The sequence below is a fragment of the Streptomyces sp. IBSNAI002 genome, assembly GCF_052244475.1.
In the GTDB taxonomy this organism is placed as follows: Bacteria; Actinomycetota; Actinomycetes; order Streptomycetales; family Streptomycetaceae; genus Streptomyces.
Genome location: NZ_JBQPXG010000002.1, coordinates 8,285,780 through 8,305,294, shown reverse-complemented (window position 1 = coordinate 8,305,294; position 19,515 = coordinate 8,285,780). Strand labels below are relative to the sequence as shown.

Here is a 19,515-nt window from a genome sequence, read left to right as displayed (position 1 = left end):
GCCCGAGGGGCTGACCGGAGGATCCGGACCCGTGGCAGCGTCCTGAATGGTGGAGGACACACCCCTCCTCCCGCCGAAGGAACCCCTCCATGAGTGCCCAGCTCACCGCCCGGCCGCTGACCGAAGCCCGCCTGTCCGGGCACTGGGTGTGCGACTCCTGGTGCGGCACGTGCGACGGCCGCCCGGCGCAGCAGGTCGCGGTGTACGCCGCCTCCGCCTCCTCCCGTGCGGACGAGGCCGCCGCCGCCCTCGGCGGCGAGGCACACATCCACTACATAGCCCGTGGCGACCGCCTGTCGGTCGTCGTACCTGCCGGGGCACGGGCCTCCTGAACCCGTCGTCCCCCGAAGACGGGCCCGCCGCCCCCTGCCGGGGCGGCGGGCCCGTCTTCGTGCGTGACGGGGAAGGGCTACTGCGTGCCCACCGAGCACGCATGGGCCAGGGCCTGGTCCAGACCGGTCCGGTGGATGCCGTCGAGGTGCATCTGCCCGATCACTCCCGCCTTCGCCTCGTCCAGCGCCGCCCCGCACCCGGAGCTGCTCAGGAACGGCTGGGCCTCGTGGATCGCGGTGATCAGGTCGCCGTCGATGCGGTCCAGTACGGGCCGTACCTCCGTGGCGAGGTCGGGGCGAGCCCCGGGGCGGAGCGCGGGGTTCTTCTCCCAAGCCGCGTACAGCGCGCGCTGCACCGTCTTGTTTGCGGTGATCTGACCCTCGAAGATCCGCTGTACGCCGGCCCGGTCGACTCCGCGTTCGGCGGCCTGCGAGGCCGCGGCGTCGAGGACGGCCCGTTCCCGGGCCGGGTCGTCGATGGGCTGCTCGGTTCCCCACTTCGCCGCGGCCACCGTGTCGGCGGTCATCACGCGCTCGGCGGAGAGGCGTACGAGCTTCGACAGTGCCTGCTCTCCGGGCCGGGGGGCTCCCGGGTGCTGCGATGCTCCGCAGGCCACCAGGAGTACCGCGCTCCCGCACGTCAGGGCGGTCAGGACGATGGAACGTCGGTTGGTGCGCATGTACCCACCGTCCGCCGTCTTCGTGCCGGACAGCGCCACCGATCGGCTGTGGCGGCGGCTGATGTCCCGACGGCCCGATCCACCTGCCTCCGGGACCCCTGGCGGGACTCCGCTCCCCCAGTCGGGGGGCGGGCCGGTCCCCCTCAAGCGGATCTGATCGGCCCAGTCGGCCGGGCCCCTGCCGCTCGTACAGTCCGGGTATGAACAAAAGGTCTCCCCTGGACGCGGCCGACCAAGCCGAGTTCTCGCTGATCTGGTTCGACCACGCCCGGTGGGAAGGGGACTGCACGGGAATGCGCCGCGCCCTCCTGAGCATGGCCCGGTGCATGCACGACATGGGCGATCCGGCGACGGCCGCCGAGGTACAGGCCCTGGCGGACCTGCACGCGGCGCACCCCACCGCGGCACCGGTCGAGCCCAGCCGTCTCCCGCGGCAGGGCCGCGACCCGCACGACGGACCACTCGCGAACTGAACGGTTCCGGTGCGGGTCCGCGGGTGCCACCGTGCCGGACCCACCACACCGGGGGACCATGGTCCCGTACTCGAGAGGGAAACACCGTGTGCACGCACGAACCCGCATGTCCGTCGTCGGCCTCACCCGACAGCGACGCCGCCGTGATCGTCGTCAACCGCCCCGGACGGGGCTGGGCCCGGCTCGGCAACGGCGTGACCCTGTTCGCGGCCTCGGAGTGTGGTCATCGTGTCGCCTGAGTCCGCCAGGTACACCCCCGCGTCGGCCTTCGCTGAGGCACTGGTCCAGGTCGAGGCGCTCTCCCGCGCCTTCACCTCGGACAGCCTCCACCTGGAGCGGCTCGCCCTCCACCCGGGCCCCTCGGCGCACGACGGGCCGGATTCCCGCCGCCGGCGGTGGCTGCAACGGCTCCTGCTCCTCGACATCGCCTACGGCGAGCCCACGTCCGCCGTCGTCCGGCTCGCCTCCGATCTGACACGCGACTCGGGCGCCCTGCGACCCGCACGCGACCTCTGCCGGGCGATCCTGGCCGGCGGCGAACCCGCTGCGGAGTCGACGCTGGCGAGCGAGCTCGCATACGACGCGATCGCCCGCTACACGCTCGAGACCTTCCGGCCGAACCTGATCAAGGCACACGCCCTGTGGGCCGGTCCGTCCGCCCGTGAGCGGAACCGCTTCTCGTCGGAGGTCACCGCCGTACTGGACCGGGGCCGCGCCCGGCTGTCCGCCCTGGACGAAGCATTCCGCAACGCCGAACACGCGGCCTGGCTCCTGCGCCCCTCGGAGCGCGCCGCGCGGCACCCGGTGGCGTACTGAGCGCGTCCGGCACGACCCGTGCCCGCCCCTGTTCCGCATGGTCTCAGGGGCTCAGCCTGTGCAGGGCCTCCTTCCACGCCTTCGCAGCCACCGCGGAGAGAGACCCGGCGCCTTCGGCACGCTCCCCGATGTCGGAGGAGGGCTGCCAGGCCGAGTGCAAGGCACGCCAGAAATCGTTCCAGGCCGCCGTCTCCGTGGGCCCGTGGCCCTCGATGCCTGCCAGCGCGTCACAGGAGACGACGTAGCCGTCGGGTGTCAGGCGAACGGTCGGAGCGGACATGACGCACCTTCCCCGGGCAGTGGCTGGCAGGCCCAGTCTCCGTTGACGCGGCCGGATGCGCATGCCGGAGCACATCACGGGACACGCGAGACCACTCGGACAGCCACGGCACCCGTGGTTATGCCCCTGTAGCCACGGTCCGCGAGGGCGAGGATCCACCCGGTCGGACAGGCCACGGCATCATCCAAGCCTGCCCGACCCGGCACATCCTCGTACTCGCGGACCGCGCCTACCCTCGTGAAGGCTGTCCATGTCCTACCGACCTGCGACTGTTCAGGATAGAAACGGTGCAGCAGGAATCACGGTCAGCATGGAACAGCCCTGACGACTCACATGGCTTGGGGCGGCATGTTCTGAATTGCCTGATATTTGGCCACAACCCTTGCGAGGAACGGCGGAAATCCTTCCCAATGCACCTGGATCGCACCGTCCACATAGAGATTTCCGAGAATGCCGACGAGACATTGGATTATTTCGTCCGGCACCTTTGCGAGTTCCGCAGTGAAATCGTCCGGGATCATGCAGTTGATGTCGGCGAGGCCGTCGGCGTTCTTCTCTTTGAGGTACTTCTCCTTATAGAGGAAGAATTGCAACTCGCCAGAATTAATGGGCAGGACGTGACTTGCATCTAGAAACTCCACGATTTCCCGAAGCTCTTCGTCCGTACCGGAGCCCCTTGATACGATCGGCGAGATCAGGTAGTAGAGGTCAACGGCGGCGATCGTCCGGGGTGTGACTTGCTCGGCGATTCCGTTCAGGTAGGCATAGAAGGCGTTACGCCACTGCTCCGAGGTCGTGGCATCGAAGAAGCTGCTCGGTGACTCCCCGACACCCGACAGCACCTGGGGAAAATACTTCATTCCACTCCGCAGAAACGCCGCGATTCCATGCGGTGTAAGGGACTTCCACAGATCCTCGCACGCGGGACCCATGCCAGCCGACATGAGCTGCGCGGCCTTGACTGTTCGAGCTCGCTTCACCTGCGACACAACGGCCTGAGGATCCACCTTCGCCTTCCGCTTGAAATTGTTCACCTCTTTCCTGAGTGACGGAAAATGCCTATTGTCATCATCCGGGAACTCGGTCACCCCTCCGGGCCTACGCCAGGATTTATCGTAGTCCTTTCGCTCCTCGGATCCGAAGGCCACCGTACTTGAGTATTCGACCTCATTCAGGGGTTTTGCGTCAAAATTATTTACCCTGCATATCATGAGATGCAGGTCGATGGGCCCGGGGTGCTTCTTCGCTACTTCCGACAACAGGAAGCGCAGCATGGCAAAATCATGCTTCAGCCAATCCAGGGTTCCGAGGCCGGGTCCACTCACTTCATCCAAGCCGGCAATATAAAGTGTGCTCCCGGTGGCACCTTTGGCTGCGAGGGTTCGCGTAATCAGTGTATCGGTGAACCGGGTCACCTTGTAGTTCGGCATGGTAGCCCGCCCAGTGCCTCTACCGAACTCATCCCGCGCCCCGAGGGAGCCATTCGAGTCGATTGCCGCATAGGCATTTGGACCGAGCAAGGATTCTCCAGCATCGGCATACACAAAGACCTTCATGCCCGGCGGAATCTTTATTTCCTGACCCGATTGCAACTGGCCGTGCCCTGCAATGAATACCTTTTCCATCTTCACTCCCGTGTCGTCGTCGGAGGCATGCGGCTGGCCGATCCAGCCGATTTCACTCCATTCCCATACTCTCGCGCCAGGCTCATCGGGAGACAGGGCAATTGGGGCAGTATTTTCTTGGCATACTTGGCGCGCGATTGGGCACCCCACAAGCTCAACCAGCGAGAAGGGGCTGCCTGTGGCCCGGGTGCCCCTTCAACGGCCCTTTCGAGGAGTGGGGCTCCGCACCCGGACCAACGCCATCAGTGCGCCTGACCGGCAGGCCCAGCCGGCCCTGGAAGGCATGCTCAGGCTTCGCCCGCACCGTCTCCCAGCACCAGCGTCGTGGTGCGGGTATGACCGTCGCGCTCGTACGTGATGGCGGTCCGGTCGCCGGGGTGGTGCGCCCAGACCGCGGCTATGAGCGCGGGGACGGAGTCGACGGGACGGCCGTCGAAGGCGGTGATCAGGTCCCCGGGGTGCAGTCCGGCCTTGTCGGCGGGACCGCCGGACGTGATCGCCGCAGCGGTGTCCTTCGCGGACTCGGGCATGATCTGTACGCCGTCGCCCCGGAATCCGTTGTTCACCTTGAGGCCGAGCTGGGCGTAGTGCGCCGTGCCGTGTTCCACGAGGCTGTCGGCGACCCACTTCGCCTGGTCGATCGGGATGGCGAAGCCCAGGCCGACGCTGCTGGCCGGGCCGCCCTCCAGCGAAGTGGCGGCGCTGATGGCCGAGTTGATGCCGATGACCTGACCGGCGTCGTCGAGCAGCGGCCCTCCCGAGTTGCCGGGATTGATGGGTGCGTCCGTCTGCAGCGCGTTCAGGAACGCGGTCGCCGTGCCGTTCTGGGTGACCACCGGACGGTCCAGGGCACTCAGGATGCCCGACGTGACCGTTCCCGACAGGTCGAAGGGGGCGCCGACCGCCACCACGGGGTCGCCCACGACGGCGTCGTCCGAATTGCCGAGCGCCAGCGGAACCGAGGGCCGGTGCGAGCCGACGAGCTTCACGACGGCGATGTCGTAGCCGGGGGCCGCGCCGACGACGGCGGCCGGGGAGCTGGAGCCGTCGGCGAAGGTCACCGTGAGCTTGGCGGGCTTGCCCTGGGGGTCGACGACGTGGGCGTTGGTCAGTATGTGGCCCGCGGAGTCGAAGAAGAAGCCGGTGCCGACCATGTGAACGCCGGGGCGGGTGGCATCGATCGTGACGGTGCTGCGCAGGGCAGCCGCCGCGACTCCCGGGACCGGGCCGGCGTCTTGCCCGTTGCCGGACCGGGCTGCCGCCTCCGGGCCGACGGAGCGGACCTCCACGGATGCACCGGCACCGGCCGCGAGGGCACCCGCGGCGCCGCCCGCGGCACCGACCAGCATGGCGGCACCCAGCCCGGCCACCACGAGGCGCCGGGTGCGGTGCCGCCTGGCGCGGTCAGCGGATGCCGTTCGGGCTCCGGAGGTCGAAGCCGTTGGGGCCGGACCCGGGGCTGCGGCTCGTGCCGCCTCCGGATCCGGCGCGCCGGGCGGGGAGGAGAGCACGACGGCGGTTACGCAGCCGGGGGCCTTGCCGCGCGGGTTTCCGGAGGCCGGGGAGGCGGCAGCGGGCGAGTCGGGGGCCGCACTCGCCAGGGAACGGGCCTCTTCGGCCTCCTCGGCCTCTTCGCAGGTGCCCTCCGCAGCCGGGTCAGTGCCGGGAGGAACTTCCGTAGCGGTAGCTTCCACGCGCGGGGCGCCGGTGGCATGGGCCTCCGCGACCGCGCCCTCTTCGGTCGTGCCGACGGCGGCAGGGGCCTTCGTAGCCGGGGCCGGGGCCTTCCGCTCCGCCACAGGGGGCTCCTGAGACGGGGGCTGCGCGGCTCGAGCCTCCGAGGCCTGGGGCTCCGGGGCGCCCGTTTCCTCGTGCGGGAGCGGTGTGGTCGCCGGTGGTGGCGAAGGCGCCGCCGGGTCCTGCATCTCATTGGGCGTGCTCACCGGGGACCTGCCTTCCTTGGCCCGCGGGGCGGGCACGGCGGTGGAGTGACGACCCCAGCATCGGTGGCGCCGCGCCCGTGCCGGTTCCGCCGACCGGCGGAACCGGGCGGTGGATACGGCCCTCCGCCCCGGGTCAGCGTCCGCGGACCGTCCCGGAGGCGCAGAACACCGTCACCGTCGCCATGAGGGTGCCCGCCCGGTCACGGTGCAGGAGGCGCTGCATCCACCGCTCCAGCCCCTCGCGGTCGGCGTCGGCCCCGGACAGGAGGCCCCGCAACGTGCTGGTGAGGTCGAAGACCGCCTCGATCTCCGCATGGCCCCGAGCCGCCAGCAGGTGACCCGTCAGCGTGACGTCCCGTACTCCGGCCGCGTCGAGAAGCGCGGGCAGCTCCCGGCCGATCCAGCCGTTGCGGAATCCCGCGCACCAGGCGTGCGCCACGGCACGCGTGGTGTCCCGGTCGTCGTCCGTAACCGTGAAGGTCTCCCAGTCGGGTTCTGCACACGCCACCCGGCCTCCGGCCCGCACCGCGCGGACCAGCTCGCCAACGGCCTGCGCGGGGTCTCGTACGTGCTGGAGGGCACGGTCGACGCGGGCCGCGTCGAAGGCGCCGGCGGCCAGGGGGAGCCGGTGCGCGTCGCCGACCGCGTAGCGGACCTGCGGCATGTCCGTCGGTACGAGCGCCCGTGCGCGTGCCAGGAGCCCCGTGCTCCTGTCGACTCCGAGGGCGAGCCCGCGGGAGCCCACGCGACGGCCCGTCCGCACCACGTCGTAGCCCAGGCCGCACCCGACGTCGACCACCCGGTCGCCGGGTGCGGCGGACAGTCGCCGGGCCAGCTCGGCCTTGTAGGCCGCGGTGCAGCTCATGCCTTCGAGCACACGCAGACACGACGAGAGCGACGACACGTCCTGCGCGTCGGCCTCGCGGAACGCGCTCGCCAGGCTGTTTCCCGTAGCGGGTCCCGCCTCCCCGGGGTCGCGGGCATCCGGGCCTCGGGCGGTAGGACGAGGGGACGGTTCCACAGCCCTCCTCCCGCCGTCCGTATGCCTTCCTGAACCTCCCCAGTCTGGCCCCTCGGTACGTGGGGTGCACAGCCGTACGGCACGGGCACGGGCCGGATGACCACGGCCGGTACGTAGTCTTGGGCGCGGCGAGGGACCCGAAGCCCGGGCCCCGCCGCCCCTCCCCCGCCCCGGTAGCTCAGTGGACAGAGCAGGCGCCTTCTAAGCGCTTGGCCGCAGGTTCGAGTCCTGCCCGGGGCACCGCACGCCGATGCCACGGCGGCACCCGGCCCGCACACATCACGTGTTCGATCACCCGTGATCGCAGAGTACGGCCGGCCGGCCCGCCTCGCCCTATCCCCGACGACCTGCGTTCGCCGCGCGGGGGCGCTGGCGTACCCAAACGGCTCCGCGGCCCCGGCATCCCCCGCCGGAGTCGGCCGATCGGAGGAGGCCGTCCGCTTGGCCGTCCGGACACGATGGGGACATCACCCCGTTCGCACCGCAGCTAGGAGCTCCGGCATGTCCCGTACGACCCCCCGCTCGCGCTACAGGATTCCCGCCATCGCCGCGACCGCCGCGCTCGCCCTCGGGGCGCTGGCGTGTGGCGCCGGCGCGGCCGCGGCCGATCCCGCGCCCGCCGCCCCGTCGTCCGGGTCCACGACCTCGAGCCCGTCGGCGGACGCTGCGGCGCCCGCGCAGGTCCCGAGCAGCTTCACCAAGACCTCTCAGGGCGGCTCCGGTACGGTCGATCTGACCATTGACGACGGGCCGGATCCCGATTTCACTCCCCAAGTTCTCAAGGTCCTGCACGACAACGGCGTCCACGCCACCTTCTGCATGATCGGCAACAACGCGCAGCAGCACCCGGGCCTGGTCAAGAAGGTCGCGCGGGCGGGCAACCGGCTCTGCGACCACTCCGTCAACCACGACATGACGATGGACCAGAAGACCGTCCCGTACCAGGAGCGGGAGATCCTCGGCGCGGAGAAGACGATCGACACTGCCGCGGGCGGTGTCGCGAAGGCCCAGTACTACCGGGCTCCGGGCGGTGCGTTCACCCCGGCCAGCCGCGCGTTCGCCGCCTCGCAGGGCCTGCGGCCGCTGGGGTGGGACATCGACCCCAAGGACTGGAGCACCCCGGGTACGCAGCAGATCGTCTCCGCCGTGAAGGAGCAGTTCAACAACGGCAAGGGCAACGGGCCGATCATCCTGTTCCACGACGGGGGCGGCAACCGCTCCGAGACGGTGGCGGCGCTCAAGCAGCTGATCCCCTGGTTCAAGGCCCAGGGCTACGGCTTCTCCTTCCCCTCGACGACCGCGCCCTGACATCCCGCGGCCGGACTGCCTGCCGCACGCACGGATCCCCCCACCCGCACGTCCCCTACGCCCGCACGGGCTCATGGCCGCACGGGCGCACACCAGCCGGACGGCACGGCCCGCACGACGGCGTCCGGCCTCCGCACCTTCGCAAGGACCGTCGGAGTCACGTATGAAGAAGCCCTCCCCGACCATGACAGCCCTGCTCGCGGTGGGGGTGTGCGCCGCGGCCACAGCCGCGGCCCTCACCCTGCCCCCGGGCTCCGGCGGCAGCACGACCACTGCCGCCGCCCACGCCGCGCACCGGTCCGCGTCCATATCGTTCAGCCCCGCCGACGGAGCCACCGGGATCGCTCCCGGAGAAGGCGCCTCGGTCTCCGTGAGCGGCGGACGCCTGGACTCGGTGACGATGGACCCGGCCGCCCCTGGAGCCGACGCTTCGGGCACGCTCTCCCCGGACGGGACGCACTGGTCCTCCGGCGGAATCCTGGCCCCGGGAACCACGTACACCGTGCACGCCGTCGCCCGGACAAGCGGCGGATCGGGCCAGACGGTCACTCGGGACTCCTCGTTCACGACCCTGCCGGCGGCGGACGTCCTACACGCCACGGTGACGCCCTCGGCCTCGGCCACGGTGGGCGTCGGCATGCCGGTCTCCGTCACCTTCGACAAGCCCGTGGCTTGGCAGGGGGAGGTCCAGCGGCACATCACGGTGACCTCCAGCAGCGGCCACCAGGTGGTCGGCCATTGGTTCGGCCCGAACCGCCTCGACTTCCGGCCCGAGTCGTACTGGCAGCCGGGCTCGAAGATCGACGTGACGCTCGCCCTCGACGGAGTGTCCGCGGGACCGGACGCGATGGGTGTCCAGAACGCCTCGGAAGAGTTCACCGTGGGCCGCTCCCAGATCTCGACGGTCGATGTCGCCGCGAAGACGATGACGGTCGACCGCGACGGCACCATCCTCAAGACGCTGCCCGTGTCGGCGGGTTCGCCCGAGCACGCGACGTACGACGGCACGATGGTGATCTCCTCGAAAAGCCTGAGCACCGTCATGAACGGGGCCACCGTCGGGCTGCTCGACCCGGACGGCAAGCCCCAGTACGAGATCCCGGACGTACCGCACGCCATGCGCCTGACCGACTCCGGCACGTTCGTCCACGGCAACTACTGGGCGGATCCTCAGGTGTTCGGCAAGCAGAACACCAGCCACGGCTGCATCGGACTCCGCGATGTGCAGGGCGGCGCCGACCCGAACACCCCTGCCGCATGGTTCTACGACAACTCCCTCGTCGGTGACGTGGTGATCGTCAAGAACTCGAGCGGCACCCCCGTTGCGCCGGGCAACGGCCTGAGCGACTGGAACCTGAACTGGAGCCAGTGGACGGACGGTTCGGCTCCGAGCTGAGCCGCGGCGGGTGTACGCAAAAGCCCCGCGGGGCCGCCCCGTCTCCGATGTGGAGACGGGGCGGCCCCGCGGGCCGCGCCCTTCCGCGTATGCCGCTCAGCGGGTCAGTGGCGGCGGCGGGCCGCGATCAGCAGCGCCGCGCCGATCCCGGCCGCGCCCAGGGCTCCGCCTCCCCACCACAGGGCGTTGGTGCCCGTGGAAGCCAGGACCTGGTCGACCAGGGACTGCCCGCCGTCGTCGGCGGGAGGCTGCTGCCCGTCGCCGGGCGGTGGGGTCTGGCCGTCGGGCTTGCCCGGGTCGCCGGGGTTACCCGGGTCATCCGGCTTGCCCGGGTCGTCCGGCTTACCGGGGTCGTCCGGCTTGCCCTGGTCGTCGGGCTTGTCGGCGGTGGCCTTCACCCGGGTGCTGGCACAGATGTCCTGGCACTCCTGGGGGTTGGCCGCATCCGAACGGGCCGCCAGCACATCGAACGGGAACTCCTTGGCCTCCTCCGGGGTGAAGGAGAGCGTGAGCGACTTCTCCTCCCCCGCCTTCAGCCCTCCGACCTTCCAGGTCCCGTAACCCTCACCACCCGGCTCGCCGTTGAAATTGGCACCACCGTCGTGAGTAAGGCCGTTCACCGTCGGCAGGCCGACCTCGACGACCGTGTTACGGGCCGTCGAGGGACCCTCCTTGTTGGCGACCGTGACCTTCACCTTGGCCTGCTCGCCCACCTTGACGGTGTCCTTGCCGTCCAGCGCCGCGATCGTCACATCGAGCCCGGCGACCTGCTGCACGTCAACACTCTTCTCCACCGAGTCGCCGACCTTGCTCCCCTTGCTCTCGTCCAACTGCGTCGTCGACTGCTTCACAGTCGCCCGATAGTCCAGCTTGTCGTGATCGGGGAGCACCGTACCCGTCATCTTGAGCACGGCCTGACCGTTGACCGGCACATCCGCCGGCTTCCACAGACCGCCCTCATACGTCCCCCCGTTCTCCCCGGGCGCCGCCTCGGCGTCACCGACACCCGCCGGCACCGGAACCTCGATCTCAAGCCCACGCGCCTTGGACACACCCGGGTTCGCCGTCTTCACGGTCCACGACACCTTCTGACCCGGCAGCGGAAGACTGCCCGTGCCCCCCTCCGGGGTCACCGTCAGCAGCGCCGCAGCCCGCTGCACCACGTTCAACTCGCTCACGGCCATGTGACCCTCGACCGCGTTCTCGCCATCGCACGTCGTCTTGTAGTCGCCACGCGGGTCAGGGATATCGGCCCCTACGAGGCACACCCGGTGCACCGTCTTCTCCTCGTCGGCGGGGACGACCCCCTTGACCGTCAGTTCGGCGGTGTCCTCAGACGCGATAGCGGGGATGGTCCATACCCCGTCCTCGTACGACGTGCCCGTCGGACCGGTCCATGTGCCCGGCACCATGCCGGTGGGCATGGAGTGGGTGATCTGCACCTTCGAGGCCTTGGACGGACCGGCGTTCTTCACAGCGATCTTGTACGTGACGTGGTCGCCCGGTACATACTCCTGCGGCGCACCGCCAGCGGGAGGAACGACCGACACCCGGACGTTGAGCTTCGCATTCCGCTCGACCTGGACGCTCTTGGACGACGTGTCGTTACTGGGGTTGGTTTCGTCGAACTCCTCACCCGATGACCAACCGATCTTGGCGCCGAGGTCCATCCGCGACTCGTCGGCCGGCACAGTGACCGGGATCTTCAGCATGGCACTTTCGCCGGCCGGCAACTTCCCTACGGACCAGATTCCATCCTTGTACCCCGGCACCTCTTCGTCCGGAACAACGTTCTTGGGCAACGACACTTCTACGTCGACCTGCGCGGGACTGGCCGGACCGTGATTCGTAGCCGTCACGTTCAGCGAGACCTTCTCTCCGGGCTTCACAGAGTTGCCGACCGGCGAGCCGTCCTTGAGGATGTCCGCCTTCACCTCTAGATCGACTTTTCTCGTTGCCGTGCTCTCGAACAGCCTGGAATTCTCCCCCGGTTTCACATCGATGGTGCGCGACGAGAGGGCAGCCTGCGCCTTAAGAGAGCCGTCAGCACTGACAGCACCAACAGTTCCCGAGAAGGTCACGCTCACATCGCCCTGGGGGTCAATCTTTGCGATCTTGCATTCGAGGCCCGTGCGATTCTGATCCGGCAGGCACGCCTGACCGCCCGCCTCCGCCGCGAACGAAGACTCGGAGATTTCGGTTGGCCGAGCGACCTTGATGACGACGTCTTTAGCGGCAAATTTTCCGGCGTTCTTTACGTGCGTAACAAGATCGGCCTTGTCGCCCACCACGTACGAGGTGGCATTAAAACCGCTGTCCCCCAAGAATTGCAGGTCAGCCGTCGCAACATCAACATCCGCACCCGCCAGCGGAATTTTCTTTCCATCCAGGGCGAGATCGGGCTTCAGTTCAAACTTTCCGTTGAGCCCGGCAGCGTCAGACTTGCTACCGAAGTGGATCGGGTATGAAATCCTGTAGTGGTCACCCGTTTTCAGCTCACCGTCGCCGGCGCTTCCCATCGGAGCCACCAGAGAATGGTTGATCTCCTTTACATCCTTGACCGACTGAGGAACCTCCTTTCCGTCCACAATGCGGTCGATCTTCACCTTGTCCTTGTCGAAGTCGACCCCCTTCGGTAGGGGAACCGTGAACAGCGCCCCCCGCCCCGGCGCCCCACCGTCCTGAGTGACGTCATACGTCACCGTGCGGCTCTCCCCGTACTCCATGGGCTCGACAGCACTGGGAGTCCCCGTGACCACGGGTACATACTCGATCTTGAGGTTGTCAATCGCAACCGGGCCAACCGCACCCAGAAGGACAGCCTGGGTACCGCCCGAGGAATGGAACTCACCCGTAACGGGTGTCCACTTGTTGGGTTCCGCCGTGGTCGTCTTGACACTGTCGCCCACAGTCGACCTCAGCGACGCATAACCACTCAGCATGGATTTGACGTAGAAGCTGTACCGCAGGTTTCCCGCCTGCGCCGGGAATAGCTGCTTCAGCTGGTCATTGTCGACCACGACAAACTGGTCCCCATCTTTGGCACCTCCCCCCTGACCTTTTCCATAGATCTTTGGAGTGCTACTGCCGAGCATGAACCAGCCCTCGGGAATACGCGCCTCGATTCCACCCCCGACCGCAGGTTTTTCAAAACTTCCGTTCCGGAAGTCGGGCGGCGCCGCCGGCAACTCCGCAACCTGGTTGCGGCCGGCTTCGGCGCTCGCATACTGGAGCGCGAGTGTAGACATGAGCAGTGAGGCCGTTCCGGCCCCGACCCATGCCATCTTGCGTGAAGCCCTATGCTTTCTGCTCCCCATGTGCGGGACCTTCCGTCTGCCGAACCACTGAGTGCAATCCAGGACATGCTCATCGGAACGCGCGGTCGGCGCAGGTGCCGGACGGGTAATCGTTCGCGAGAGCTGAAGGGCCGGGCCGGCGCGGCCGGAACACCTCGGAAGGGTTCACCGTGGGCCGCTCCCAGATCTCGACTGCCGGAACCTGAACTGGAGCCAGTGGAAGGTCGGTTCGGCTCCGAGCTGAGCCGCGGCCGGTGCACGCGAAAGCCCCGCAGGGCCGCCCCGCCTCGACAACGGAGGCGGGGCGGTCCTGCGGGGAGGGCCTGAGCCCGGACCGGTGCGCGTGTGTGCGCGTGTGCCGCGCCGCAGGTCAGCGGCGGCGACGGGCCGCGATCAGCAGCGCCGCATCGATCCCGGCCGCGCCCAGAGCTCCGCCTCCGCACCACAGGGCGTTGCTGCCCGTGGAGGCCAGGACCTGGTCGACCAGGGACTGCCCGCCGTCGTCGGCGGGAGGCTGCCGCCCGTCGCCCGGGCAAGCCAGATGACCCGGTGAGCCGGACGACCCGGTAAGCCGGACGACCCGACCGGGGCGGGAAAAGGGGGACGGACGATCGGCCGGAGCCGGTCGTCCCCGCTCAGCAGTCACCGCGGTGCACGTGCCTGACCATTTCACGGGCGGATTTCCGACAGGACCGAAGTCACTACACCGATGGGACTTTTGTCAATCCACCAAAGGGGCCGACCCTTATCGGTCCAATCGTTGCCCGTATGCCTCCTCCGGCTTCGGGTGGTGGCGGAGAGGATGGGGCGTCATCACCCAACGGAGGCTTTACATGAACAGCACGCCCCGGCCGTCCATTCGCGTTCTGATCGCGGATGACCACCCCGTATACCGGAACGGGGTGCGCCGGGAACTGGAGTCCGAAGAGGGACTCGATGTCGTCCGCGTGTGCCAGGACGGCAAGGAAGCCCTGTCCGGCATCATGGAGGACGAGCCCGACGTCGCCCTCCTGGATCACCGCATGCCGGGCCTCGACGGCGCCCAGGTGGCCCGGAGCGCGGTCGAGTCCGGTTCCTCCACCAAGATGCTGATCCTATCCGCGTTCACGGAGAACTCGACGGTGTACCAGGCGCTGCGGGACGGAGCCTGGGGGTACCTCACCAAGGACGTCGAACCGTACGAGATCGTGCAGGCCGTCAAGGCCTGCCACCAGGGCGATCCGGTGCTGCCGCCGCGGCTCACCGCGGGGTTGATCTCCGAGATACGCACCCGCACCGAGATACGCGACCCGCATCTGACCCAGCGGGAGATGGAGATCCTCAAGATGCTGGCATCGGGGATGTCCACCCCCGACATCGCCCGCTCCGTGTACCTGGCGCCGTCGACGGTCAAGACCCACATCCAGCACGTCTGCGACAAGCTCGGGGTGTCGGGACGCGCCGCCGTCGTCGCGGAGGCCATGCGGCGGGGGATCCTCGATTAGCGGTCGCGCGGACGGCCCGGCGCACGCGGCCCTCGGGCCTCGGCCTCGGGCCGCCGGACCGGAACACGGCCGCGGGAACACGCCCGAGCATCCTCGCCGGCAGTCGATAGAGGTCCCCCACATCCGGGATTGCCCTGTGAACGACGCGACCGACCCCCAGCTCCGCGCCCGGACCGCGGGCTCCTACTCCGGCGGTGGCCTCGCCGCCGTCAAGACCTGGCACCTCGCGGACCTCGCACGGATCGCCGCCTGGCTCAGGTTCGCCTTCCTGGCCGTCCTCGCGCTGGCCTGTGTGCTGGAACGATCCGGCGGCGCTCCGCTGCCGCTGCCCGAGACGGCGGTGATCGCCGGCTACGCCGCCCTCGTGGCGGCGGCGATGGCGGCCCGCCGGCGGCTGCCGGCGCTGCGTCCCCACACCCGGTTCGCCTCCGCACTGCTGTGGGGAGACCTCGCTGTCGTGGTCGTCCTCCAACTGGTGTCGGACGGTGCTCCCGCGCTCGCGCTCGCGCTGTTCCTGGTACCGATGTCCGCGGGGTTCCAACTCCCGGTGCGGCGCACCGCCACCATCGCCGGCGTCTGTCTCGCCACGTACGCGGTACTGCTGGCGGCGGATTCACGGCTGCGGGTGCGCACCGTCGACGAGAACACCGTCGCGGTCCTCGCCTTCCTCCTGCTGACCTGCCTCGCCTGCCTGGCCCTGGCCCGGCAGCACCAGGAGCGGTCGGACCGGATCGACCAACTGACCTGCGAGCGGGCGCAACTGCTGGCGGAGGTGATGTCCGCCGAGGAACGTGAGCGGGCCACCCTGGCGGAGCTGCTGCACGACGGGCCGCTCCAGTCCGTGCTGGCCGTCCGGCTGGAGCTGGGGACTTCACAGCGGCTCGGCGGACCGGACGACGTCGCCACGGCACGCGTCCGGCTGCTCGACATCGCACGGCAACTGCGCTCCCTCACCGCCGAACTGCACCCGCTGATGCTGGAGGCGAAGGGCATCGGGCACGTACTGGAGCTACTGGTCGACACCACGGTGGCGCGGGCGGGCCTGCACGGCGAGTGCGTGGTCACCGTCGACCACGATGCCCGGCACCCCGACCACCGCGAGGCCATCGTGTTCACCGCGGCACGCGAACTGCTCAACAACGTCGTCCTGCACGCCCGGGCCACGCGCTTCAGCGTCTCGCTCACGGAGGAGGCGGGGGTGTGGCGCCTGGAGGTACGCGACGACGGCCGCGGCATCGCCCCCGGGGAGCCGCGCGACAAGCTGCTCGACGGGCACATCGGGCTCGCTTCGCTGCGCGTGCGCACGGAGGCGGCCCTCGGCACGCTGACGATCGGCTCGGGGCCGGAGGGCACCTGCGTCGCGGTCACCCTGCCGCCCCTGCGCGCCCCGTCCGCCCCGGCTCCGGGATCCGCCGGGCGCGGCCGCCGGGCCACCTGGCCGAACGCCGGCCCCCGCCGCCGGACGTGAGACCGCGCCGGCGCAAGGCGCCCGCTGGGCTTGCCGCAGCGCTCCGTTAACCCTGCGGGACGCACTCTGGACACGTCCTGTGTCCGCCCCTCGCAGCCCGCCGGCTCCACCAGCGGCAGTTTGGGCCCCGTCATGCGTCTCACCAACCCGTCCGGCCGTCGGCGCCGGAGCAGGCCTTGGTCCGGTCCCGGGCTCCGGGCCGGATCCTCCGGCGCAATCGGCCCCGGCCCCGGCCCCGGCCCCGAGCCGCCCCGGCGCGGCCGGGCGGAACGGCGGCGCCTGGCGCGGCGGGTCCGCAGGCGGCGGGCCCGGCGGGTGCCGCGCCGCGCCGCCGCCGTCCTGTGCGGCGGCATCCTGCTGACGCTCCTGCTCAAGACCTTCGTCGCGCAGGCGTTCGTGATCCCTTCCGCGTCCATGGATCCCACGCTCCGAGTCGGCGACCGGATCCTGGTCGAAAGGTTCAGCCGCTGGTTCGGGAGCGGTCCCGCGCGCGGTGACGTCGCCGTCTTCACCGACCCGGGCGGCTGGATCCAGCACCCGTCCGGTCCAGGGTCCGGCCAGTTCCCCGGCGAAGGAGTGCTCGCCGCGCTCGGGCTCGTGCCCAGCGGGGACGGCCGTACGCTGGTCAAACGCGTGGTCGCGGTCGGCGGTGACACCGTCGAAGGGGATGCGGACGGGCGCGTGCGCGTCGACGGCATGCCGGTGGACCCGCCTCCCGGCACACCCACCGGGCCGGTCCGCGCCGCCGCTCCGTTCCGCGTCACGGTTCCGGCCGGGCGGCTGTTCGTACTCGGCGACAACCGGGGGAACTCAGCCGATTCGCGGGCGCACCTCGACAACGGCTACGGGGGATCGATCCCCGACAGCTCAGTCGTCGGAAAGGCCGTCGCCGTGGTGTGGCCCGGCGAGCACTGGCGGTCGTTGTGACCCCCTCCTCCGCCCGGACCCGCCGATCGGTGGAGGTCCGACGGCGTGCGGCGGCCCAGCATGGGACCGTGCCCGCCGGGACGTTCGGTTCCCCCCTCGTCCCGGCCGGGCCGCCAAACCGCGGCGTGCGGACGGCCGGTCGGCCGGGACGACGCCGGAAATCCGTGCCGTACCGGCCCGTCCGATTGGCGAGAATTCGTTGGACACCAGAATTCTGTCCCCCATGCCGCGTACCGGCACCCTGACCCACCTCCCGCACGGCCCGCGGCTTCCCTCCGCCGCCTCTCCGCAGTCCACCCTGTCACTGGGGGTGGAGGAGGAGTACCTCCTCCTGGACGCCCGGACCTGGCAACTGGTCCCCGCCGCCCCCGAGATCCTCGCCGACGTCGCGGACTCCGGGCACGCCTTCCACGGCGAGGGCACCCTCTACCAGGTGGAAACGGCCACCCCCGTGCACTACACCCTCGACGGCCTGCGCGACAGCCTGACCGGCGCACGTCGCGTCCTCGCCACCGCCGCCCGCGCCCGCGGCTACCGCCTGGTCGCCTCGGCTTCCCCGGTCCTCGCGCCACCCTCCCCGCTGGCCCTCAACCTCGACAAGGAGCGGCGCCAGACCCGCCGGGCCCTCTTCGGGCCGCTGACCGACAACCTCGTCCAGTGCGGCCGTCACGTCCACGTCGGAACGCTCGACAAGGACACCGCCGTCCGCGCCTCCAACCGGATGCGCCCCTGGATCCCGACCTTCGTCGCACTCGCGGCGGGTTCGCCCTTCTGGAACGGGCGCGACACCGGTCACGCGAGCTGGCGGACCGTCGCCTGGTCCTCCTGGCCGTCCGCCGGGCTGCCCCCGCACTTCCTGTCCACGGCCGCGTACGACGGCGCGGTCCGGAGCCTGGTCGACTCCGGCGCCGCGCTGGACGACGGGATGGTCTATTGGGACCTCCGCCCCAGCGCGACCTGGCCCACCCTCGAACTGCGCGCGCCCGACATGTCTCCCCGACTGGACGGTGCTCTTCTCCAGGCGGCCTTGGCCAGGGCTCTGGTGGCCCATGCGACGGCCGACGACCCCGGCATGATCACCGGTCCGACGGTTTCCGACCGGGGACTGCGGCTGGCACGCTGGCGCGCCGCGCGGGACGGTTTCGAGGGCTCGGGCCTGGACCCCTTCACCGGCGCGGAAGTGCCGGCCGCCACCCTCGCGTGGCAGCTCGTCGACCTCCTCGGTCCGCACCTCGAAGCGGCCGGGGACTACGACCACGTCGCGCGGACCCTCACCGGAATGCTGCAGCACGGTTCGTCCGCCGCACGGCAGCGGGCCGCATTCGCCCGGCGCCAGTCCCCCGCCGACGTACTGCGCCACCTGGCCGACGAGACCGAGGCCTGCTGAGGGCCGACCGCCGGACCGCTCCAGCACCGCGGGCCCGCTCTTCCACCACTCGGGTCCTCCGATCGGTGGAGGAGCGGGCTCGCGGTGCTCCATACGTTGGGAACACGGGGCCGTCGGGCCCCGCCCCCCGCCCCCACCGGGCCGCCGTCGAAGGGTGAAGAAATTGTCCAGGTACACGCGCCGGGCCGAGATGACCCCGGAACAGAGTGCGAGGGAGCGGCGCGAGGTCAAACGGCGCAGGTACCTGGTCGAGCGCGGCACACCGTCGCGCAGCAAGGACATAGCCGCGGTCCGGAGGCACTGCCGCAGTCTCTACTACGAGGGCGGCATGACCTCCCACGCGATGGCCGCCCAGAGCGGTGTGGGCCGGGATACGATCATGCACCTGATCAACGGCTACCGGGTGGTCCGCGGTGAACGCGTGACGGTCGACTGTCTGCTCCAGTCGACGATCGACAAGCTCTGGAGCATCCGGCTGGAGCGGCCCGCGGCCAAGAGCCGCTCCGGGGCCCAGCTGCCGCCGCTCGGCACCCGCAGACGCCTCCAGGCACTCAACGCCATGGGGTACGACTGCGTCTGGATGGCCGGGGAGCTGGGGCTCTCCGCGGGCAACCTGAGCACCCTGATGCTGAGCCACCGCGGCCGCCGCTACGTGTACGCCGCCACGGCGCACCGCATCGCCGCCTTCTACGAGAAGTACCAGCACAGCAACCCCGCCGAGCTGGGCCGCAGCGCCTGGCACATCAGCACGACGCGGTCCCGTGCCCGGAAGAACGGCTACGTCCCGCCGTGGTGCTGGGACGACGAGACGATCGACGACCCGGCCGCCGAACCGGAGTGGACGGGCGCCTGCGGGACGGCCGAGGGGTACGCGATCCACCGGCGGGAGCAGATCCCGCCGTGCCGGCGCTGCCGGGACGCCCGGCGCGTCCCGGACGCCGACGTGCCGTCGGCGCCCCTGGCGGGGGCAGCGGCCTCAGCCGCTCCCGCGCTCGCCCGCCGCGCCGGCCGGCGCCCCGTGCGCCTCCCCGCCCCGGCAGCGGGGCCCGGGCGCCGGCCCGTGGCCGCCTGAAGCGGCC

Annotated in this window: 17 protein-coding genes, 1 tRNA gene and 1 pseudogene; 13 read left to right on the top strand and 6 right to left on the bottom strand. The window is 70.2% G+C overall.

Features of this window, described 5'->3' with window-relative positions; genetic code table 11:
* The first annotated feature begins 89 nt into the window (after positions 1-89).
* Complete coding sequence (locus ACTVZO_RS38505) at positions 90-332, top strand: hypothetical protein (protein WP_443302804.1); 243 nt, start codon at positions 90-92, stop codon at positions 330-332.
* 77 nt (positions 333-409) lie between these two features.
* Here ACTVZO_RS38505 and ACTVZO_RS38500 read toward each other — a convergent pair whose 3' ends face one another.
* Positions 410-1,012 carry a chorismate mutase gene (locus ACTVZO_RS38500; protein WP_443302803.1) on the bottom strand — a complete coding sequence of 201 codons (603 nt, stop codon included), beginning with the start codon at positions 1,010-1,012 and terminating at the stop codon, positions 410-412.
* 200 nt (positions 1,013-1,212) lie between these two features.
* Between ACTVZO_RS38500 and ACTVZO_RS38495 the strand changes: the two genes are divergently transcribed.
* Genes ACTVZO_RS38495 through ACTVZO_RS38485 form a run of 3 tightly spaced genes read left to right on the top strand, consistent with a single transcriptional unit; the run spans position 1,213 to position 2,301 of the window.
* On the top strand, positions 1,213-1,485 hold the full coding sequence (locus ACTVZO_RS38495) for a hypothetical protein (RefSeq protein WP_443302802.1): 273 nt from the start codon (positions 1,213-1,215) through the stop codon (positions 1,483-1,485).
* A 23-nt stretch (positions 1,486-1,508) separates the two neighbouring features.
* Positions 1,509-1,724, top strand: coding sequence for a DUF5999 family protein (locus tag ACTVZO_RS38490; protein ID WP_443302801.1), 216 nt, complete (start codon positions 1,509-1,511; stop codon positions 1,722-1,724).
* The gene (locus tag ACTVZO_RS38485) at positions 1,714-2,301 is read left to right on the top strand and encodes a hypothetical protein (protein ID WP_443302800.1); all 588 of its coding nucleotides are present in this window, start codon (positions 1,714-1,716) and stop codon (positions 2,299-2,301) included. The genes ACTVZO_RS38490 and ACTVZO_RS38485 overlap by 11 nt, the downstream gene beginning before the upstream one ends.
* Before the next feature lie 43 nt (positions 2,302-2,344).
* On the opposite strand, the gene ACTVZO_RS38480 is transcribed toward ACTVZO_RS38485, so the two are convergent.
* On the bottom strand, positions 2,345-2,581 hold the full coding sequence (locus tag ACTVZO_RS38480) for a hypothetical protein (RefSeq protein ID WP_443302799.1): 237 nt from the start codon (positions 2,579-2,581) through the stop codon (positions 2,345-2,347).
* 158 nt (positions 2,582-2,739) lie between these two features.
* On the opposite strand from ACTVZO_RS38480, the pseudogene ACTVZO_RS38475 reads away from it, so the two are divergent.
* Positions 2,740-2,841 (top strand): annotated as a pseudogene (locus tag ACTVZO_RS38475) (IS5/IS1182 family transposase); the annotation flags it as partial.
* A gap of 69 nt (positions 2,842-2,910) precedes the next feature.
* Here the strand turns inward: ACTVZO_RS38475 and ACTVZO_RS38470 are convergent.
* The 3 genes from ACTVZO_RS38470 to ACTVZO_RS38460 form a co-directional block, all read right to left on the bottom strand.
* Positions 2,911-4,206, bottom strand: a complete 1,296-nt coding sequence (locus ACTVZO_RS38470) for a putative adhesin (RefSeq protein ID WP_443302798.1) — start codon at positions 4,204-4,206, stop codon at positions 2,911-2,913.
* Positions 4,207-4,493: 287 nt separating this feature from the next.
* Positions 4,494-5,555 carry a S1C family serine protease gene (locus ACTVZO_RS38465; RefSeq protein ID WP_443302797.1) on the bottom strand — a complete coding sequence of 354 codons (1,062 nt, stop codon included), beginning with the start codon at positions 5,553-5,555 and terminating at the stop codon, positions 4,494-4,496.
* Between the two features lie 727 nt (positions 5,556-6,282).
* The gene (locus ACTVZO_RS38460) at positions 6,283-7,014 is read right to left on the bottom strand and encodes a methyltransferase domain-containing protein (protein ID WP_443302796.1); all 732 of its coding nucleotides are present in this window, start codon (positions 7,012-7,014) and stop codon (positions 6,283-6,285) included.
* Between the two features lie 323 nt (positions 7,015-7,337).
* Between ACTVZO_RS38460 and ACTVZO_RS38455 the strand changes: the two genes are divergently transcribed.
* From ACTVZO_RS38455 to ACTVZO_RS38445, 3 genes are all read left to right on the top strand, one after another.
* Positions 7,338-7,410 (top strand) — tRNA-Arg (locus ACTVZO_RS38455).
* Positions 7,411-7,671: 261 nt separating this feature from the next.
* The gene (locus tag ACTVZO_RS38450; RefSeq protein ID WP_443302795.1) at positions 7,672-8,478 is read left to right on the top strand and encodes a polysaccharide deacetylase family protein; all 807 of its coding nucleotides are present in this window, start codon (positions 7,672-7,674) and stop codon (positions 8,476-8,478) included.
* Between the two features lie 163 nt (positions 8,479-8,641).
* On the top strand, positions 8,642-9,874 hold the full coding sequence (locus ACTVZO_RS38445) for an Ig-like domain-containing protein (RefSeq protein WP_443302794.1): 1,233 nt from the start codon (positions 8,642-8,644) through the stop codon (positions 9,872-9,874).
* Between the two features lie 104 nt (positions 9,875-9,978).
* On the opposite strand, the gene ACTVZO_RS38440 is transcribed toward ACTVZO_RS38445, so the two are convergent.
* On the bottom strand, positions 9,979-13,122 hold the full coding sequence (locus ACTVZO_RS38440; protein WP_443302792.1) for a hypothetical protein: 3,144 nt from the start codon (positions 13,120-13,122) through the stop codon (positions 9,979-9,981).
* An 881-nt stretch (positions 13,123-14,003) separates the two neighbouring features.
* Between ACTVZO_RS38440 and ACTVZO_RS38435 the strand changes: the two genes are divergently transcribed.
* From ACTVZO_RS38435 to ACTVZO_RS38415, 5 genes are all read left to right on the top strand, one after another.
* Positions 14,004-14,654, top strand: coding sequence for a response regulator (locus ACTVZO_RS38435; RefSeq protein ID WP_443302791.1), 651 nt, complete (start codon positions 14,004-14,006; stop codon positions 14,652-14,654).
* 136 nt (positions 14,655-14,790) lie between these two features.
* Complete coding sequence (locus ACTVZO_RS38430; RefSeq protein WP_443302790.1) at positions 14,791-16,122, top strand: sensor histidine kinase; 1,332 nt, start codon at positions 14,791-14,793, stop codon at positions 16,120-16,122.
* A gap of 132 nt (positions 16,123-16,254) precedes the next feature.
* Complete coding sequence (gene lepB, locus ACTVZO_RS38425) at positions 16,255-17,049, top strand: signal peptidase I (protein ID WP_443302789.1); 795 nt, start codon at positions 16,255-16,257, stop codon at positions 17,047-17,049.
* A 223-nt stretch (positions 17,050-17,272) separates the two neighbouring features.
* A complete protein-coding gene (locus ACTVZO_RS38420; protein WP_443302788.1) occupies positions 17,273-18,436 on the top strand; it encodes a carboxylate-amine ligase in 1,164 nt (387 codons plus the stop codon).
* Between the two features lie 163 nt (positions 18,437-18,599).
* Complete coding sequence (locus ACTVZO_RS38415; protein ID WP_443302787.1) at positions 18,600-19,508, top strand: hypothetical protein; 909 nt, start codon at positions 18,600-18,602, stop codon at positions 19,506-19,508.
* Positions 19,509-19,515: the final 7 nt, after the last annotated feature.

Bases quoted from the DNA above. Each gene is read 5' to 3' on its own strand.
- ACTVZO_RS38505 (WP_443302804.1), top strand. From the start codon at position 90: ATGAGTGCCCAGCTCACCGCCCGGCCGCTGACCGAAGCCCGCCTGTCC.
- ACTVZO_RS38500 (WP_443302803.1), bottom strand. From the start codon at position 1,012: ATGCGCACCAACCGACGTTCCATCGTCCTGACCGCCCTGACGTGCGGG.
- ACTVZO_RS38495 (WP_443302802.1), top strand. From the start codon at position 1,213: ATGAACAAAAGGTCTCCCCTGGACGCGGCCGACCAAGCCGAGTTCTCG.
- ACTVZO_RS38480 (WP_443302799.1), bottom strand. From the start codon at position 2,581: ATGTCCGCTCCGACCGTTCGCCTGACACCCGACGGCTACGTCGTCTCC.
- ACTVZO_RS38470 (WP_443302798.1), bottom strand. From the start codon at position 4,206: ATGGAAAAGGTATTCATTGCAGGGCACGGCCAGTTGCAATCGGGTCAG.
- ACTVZO_RS38465 (WP_443302797.1), bottom strand. From the start codon at position 5,555: ATGCTGGTCGGTGCCGCGGGCGGCGCCGCGGGTGCCCTCGCGGCCGGT.
- ACTVZO_RS38460 (WP_443302796.1), bottom strand. From the start codon at position 7,014: ATGAGCTGCACCGCGGCCTACAAGGCCGAGCTGGCCCGGCGACTGTCC.
- ACTVZO_RS38450 (WP_443302795.1), top strand. From the start codon at position 7,672: ATGTCCCGTACGACCCCCCGCTCGCGCTACAGGATTCCCGCCATCGCC.
- ACTVZO_RS38445 (WP_443302794.1), top strand. From the start codon at position 8,642: ATGAAGAAGCCCTCCCCGACCATGACAGCCCTGCTCGCGGTGGGGGTG.
- ACTVZO_RS38440 (WP_443302792.1), bottom strand. From the start codon at position 13,122: ATGTCTACACTCGCGCTCCAGTATGCGAGCGCCGAAGCCGGCCGCAAC.
- ACTVZO_RS38435 (WP_443302791.1), top strand. From the start codon at position 14,004: ATGAACAGCACGCCCCGGCCGTCCATTCGCGTTCTGATCGCGGATGAC.
- lepB (WP_443302789.1), top strand. From the start codon at position 16,255: ATGCGTCTCACCAACCCGTCCGGCCGTCGGCGCCGGAGCAGGCCTTGG.
- ACTVZO_RS38420 (WP_443302788.1), top strand. From the start codon at position 17,273: ATGCCGCGTACCGGCACCCTGACCCACCTCCCGCACGGCCCGCGGCTT.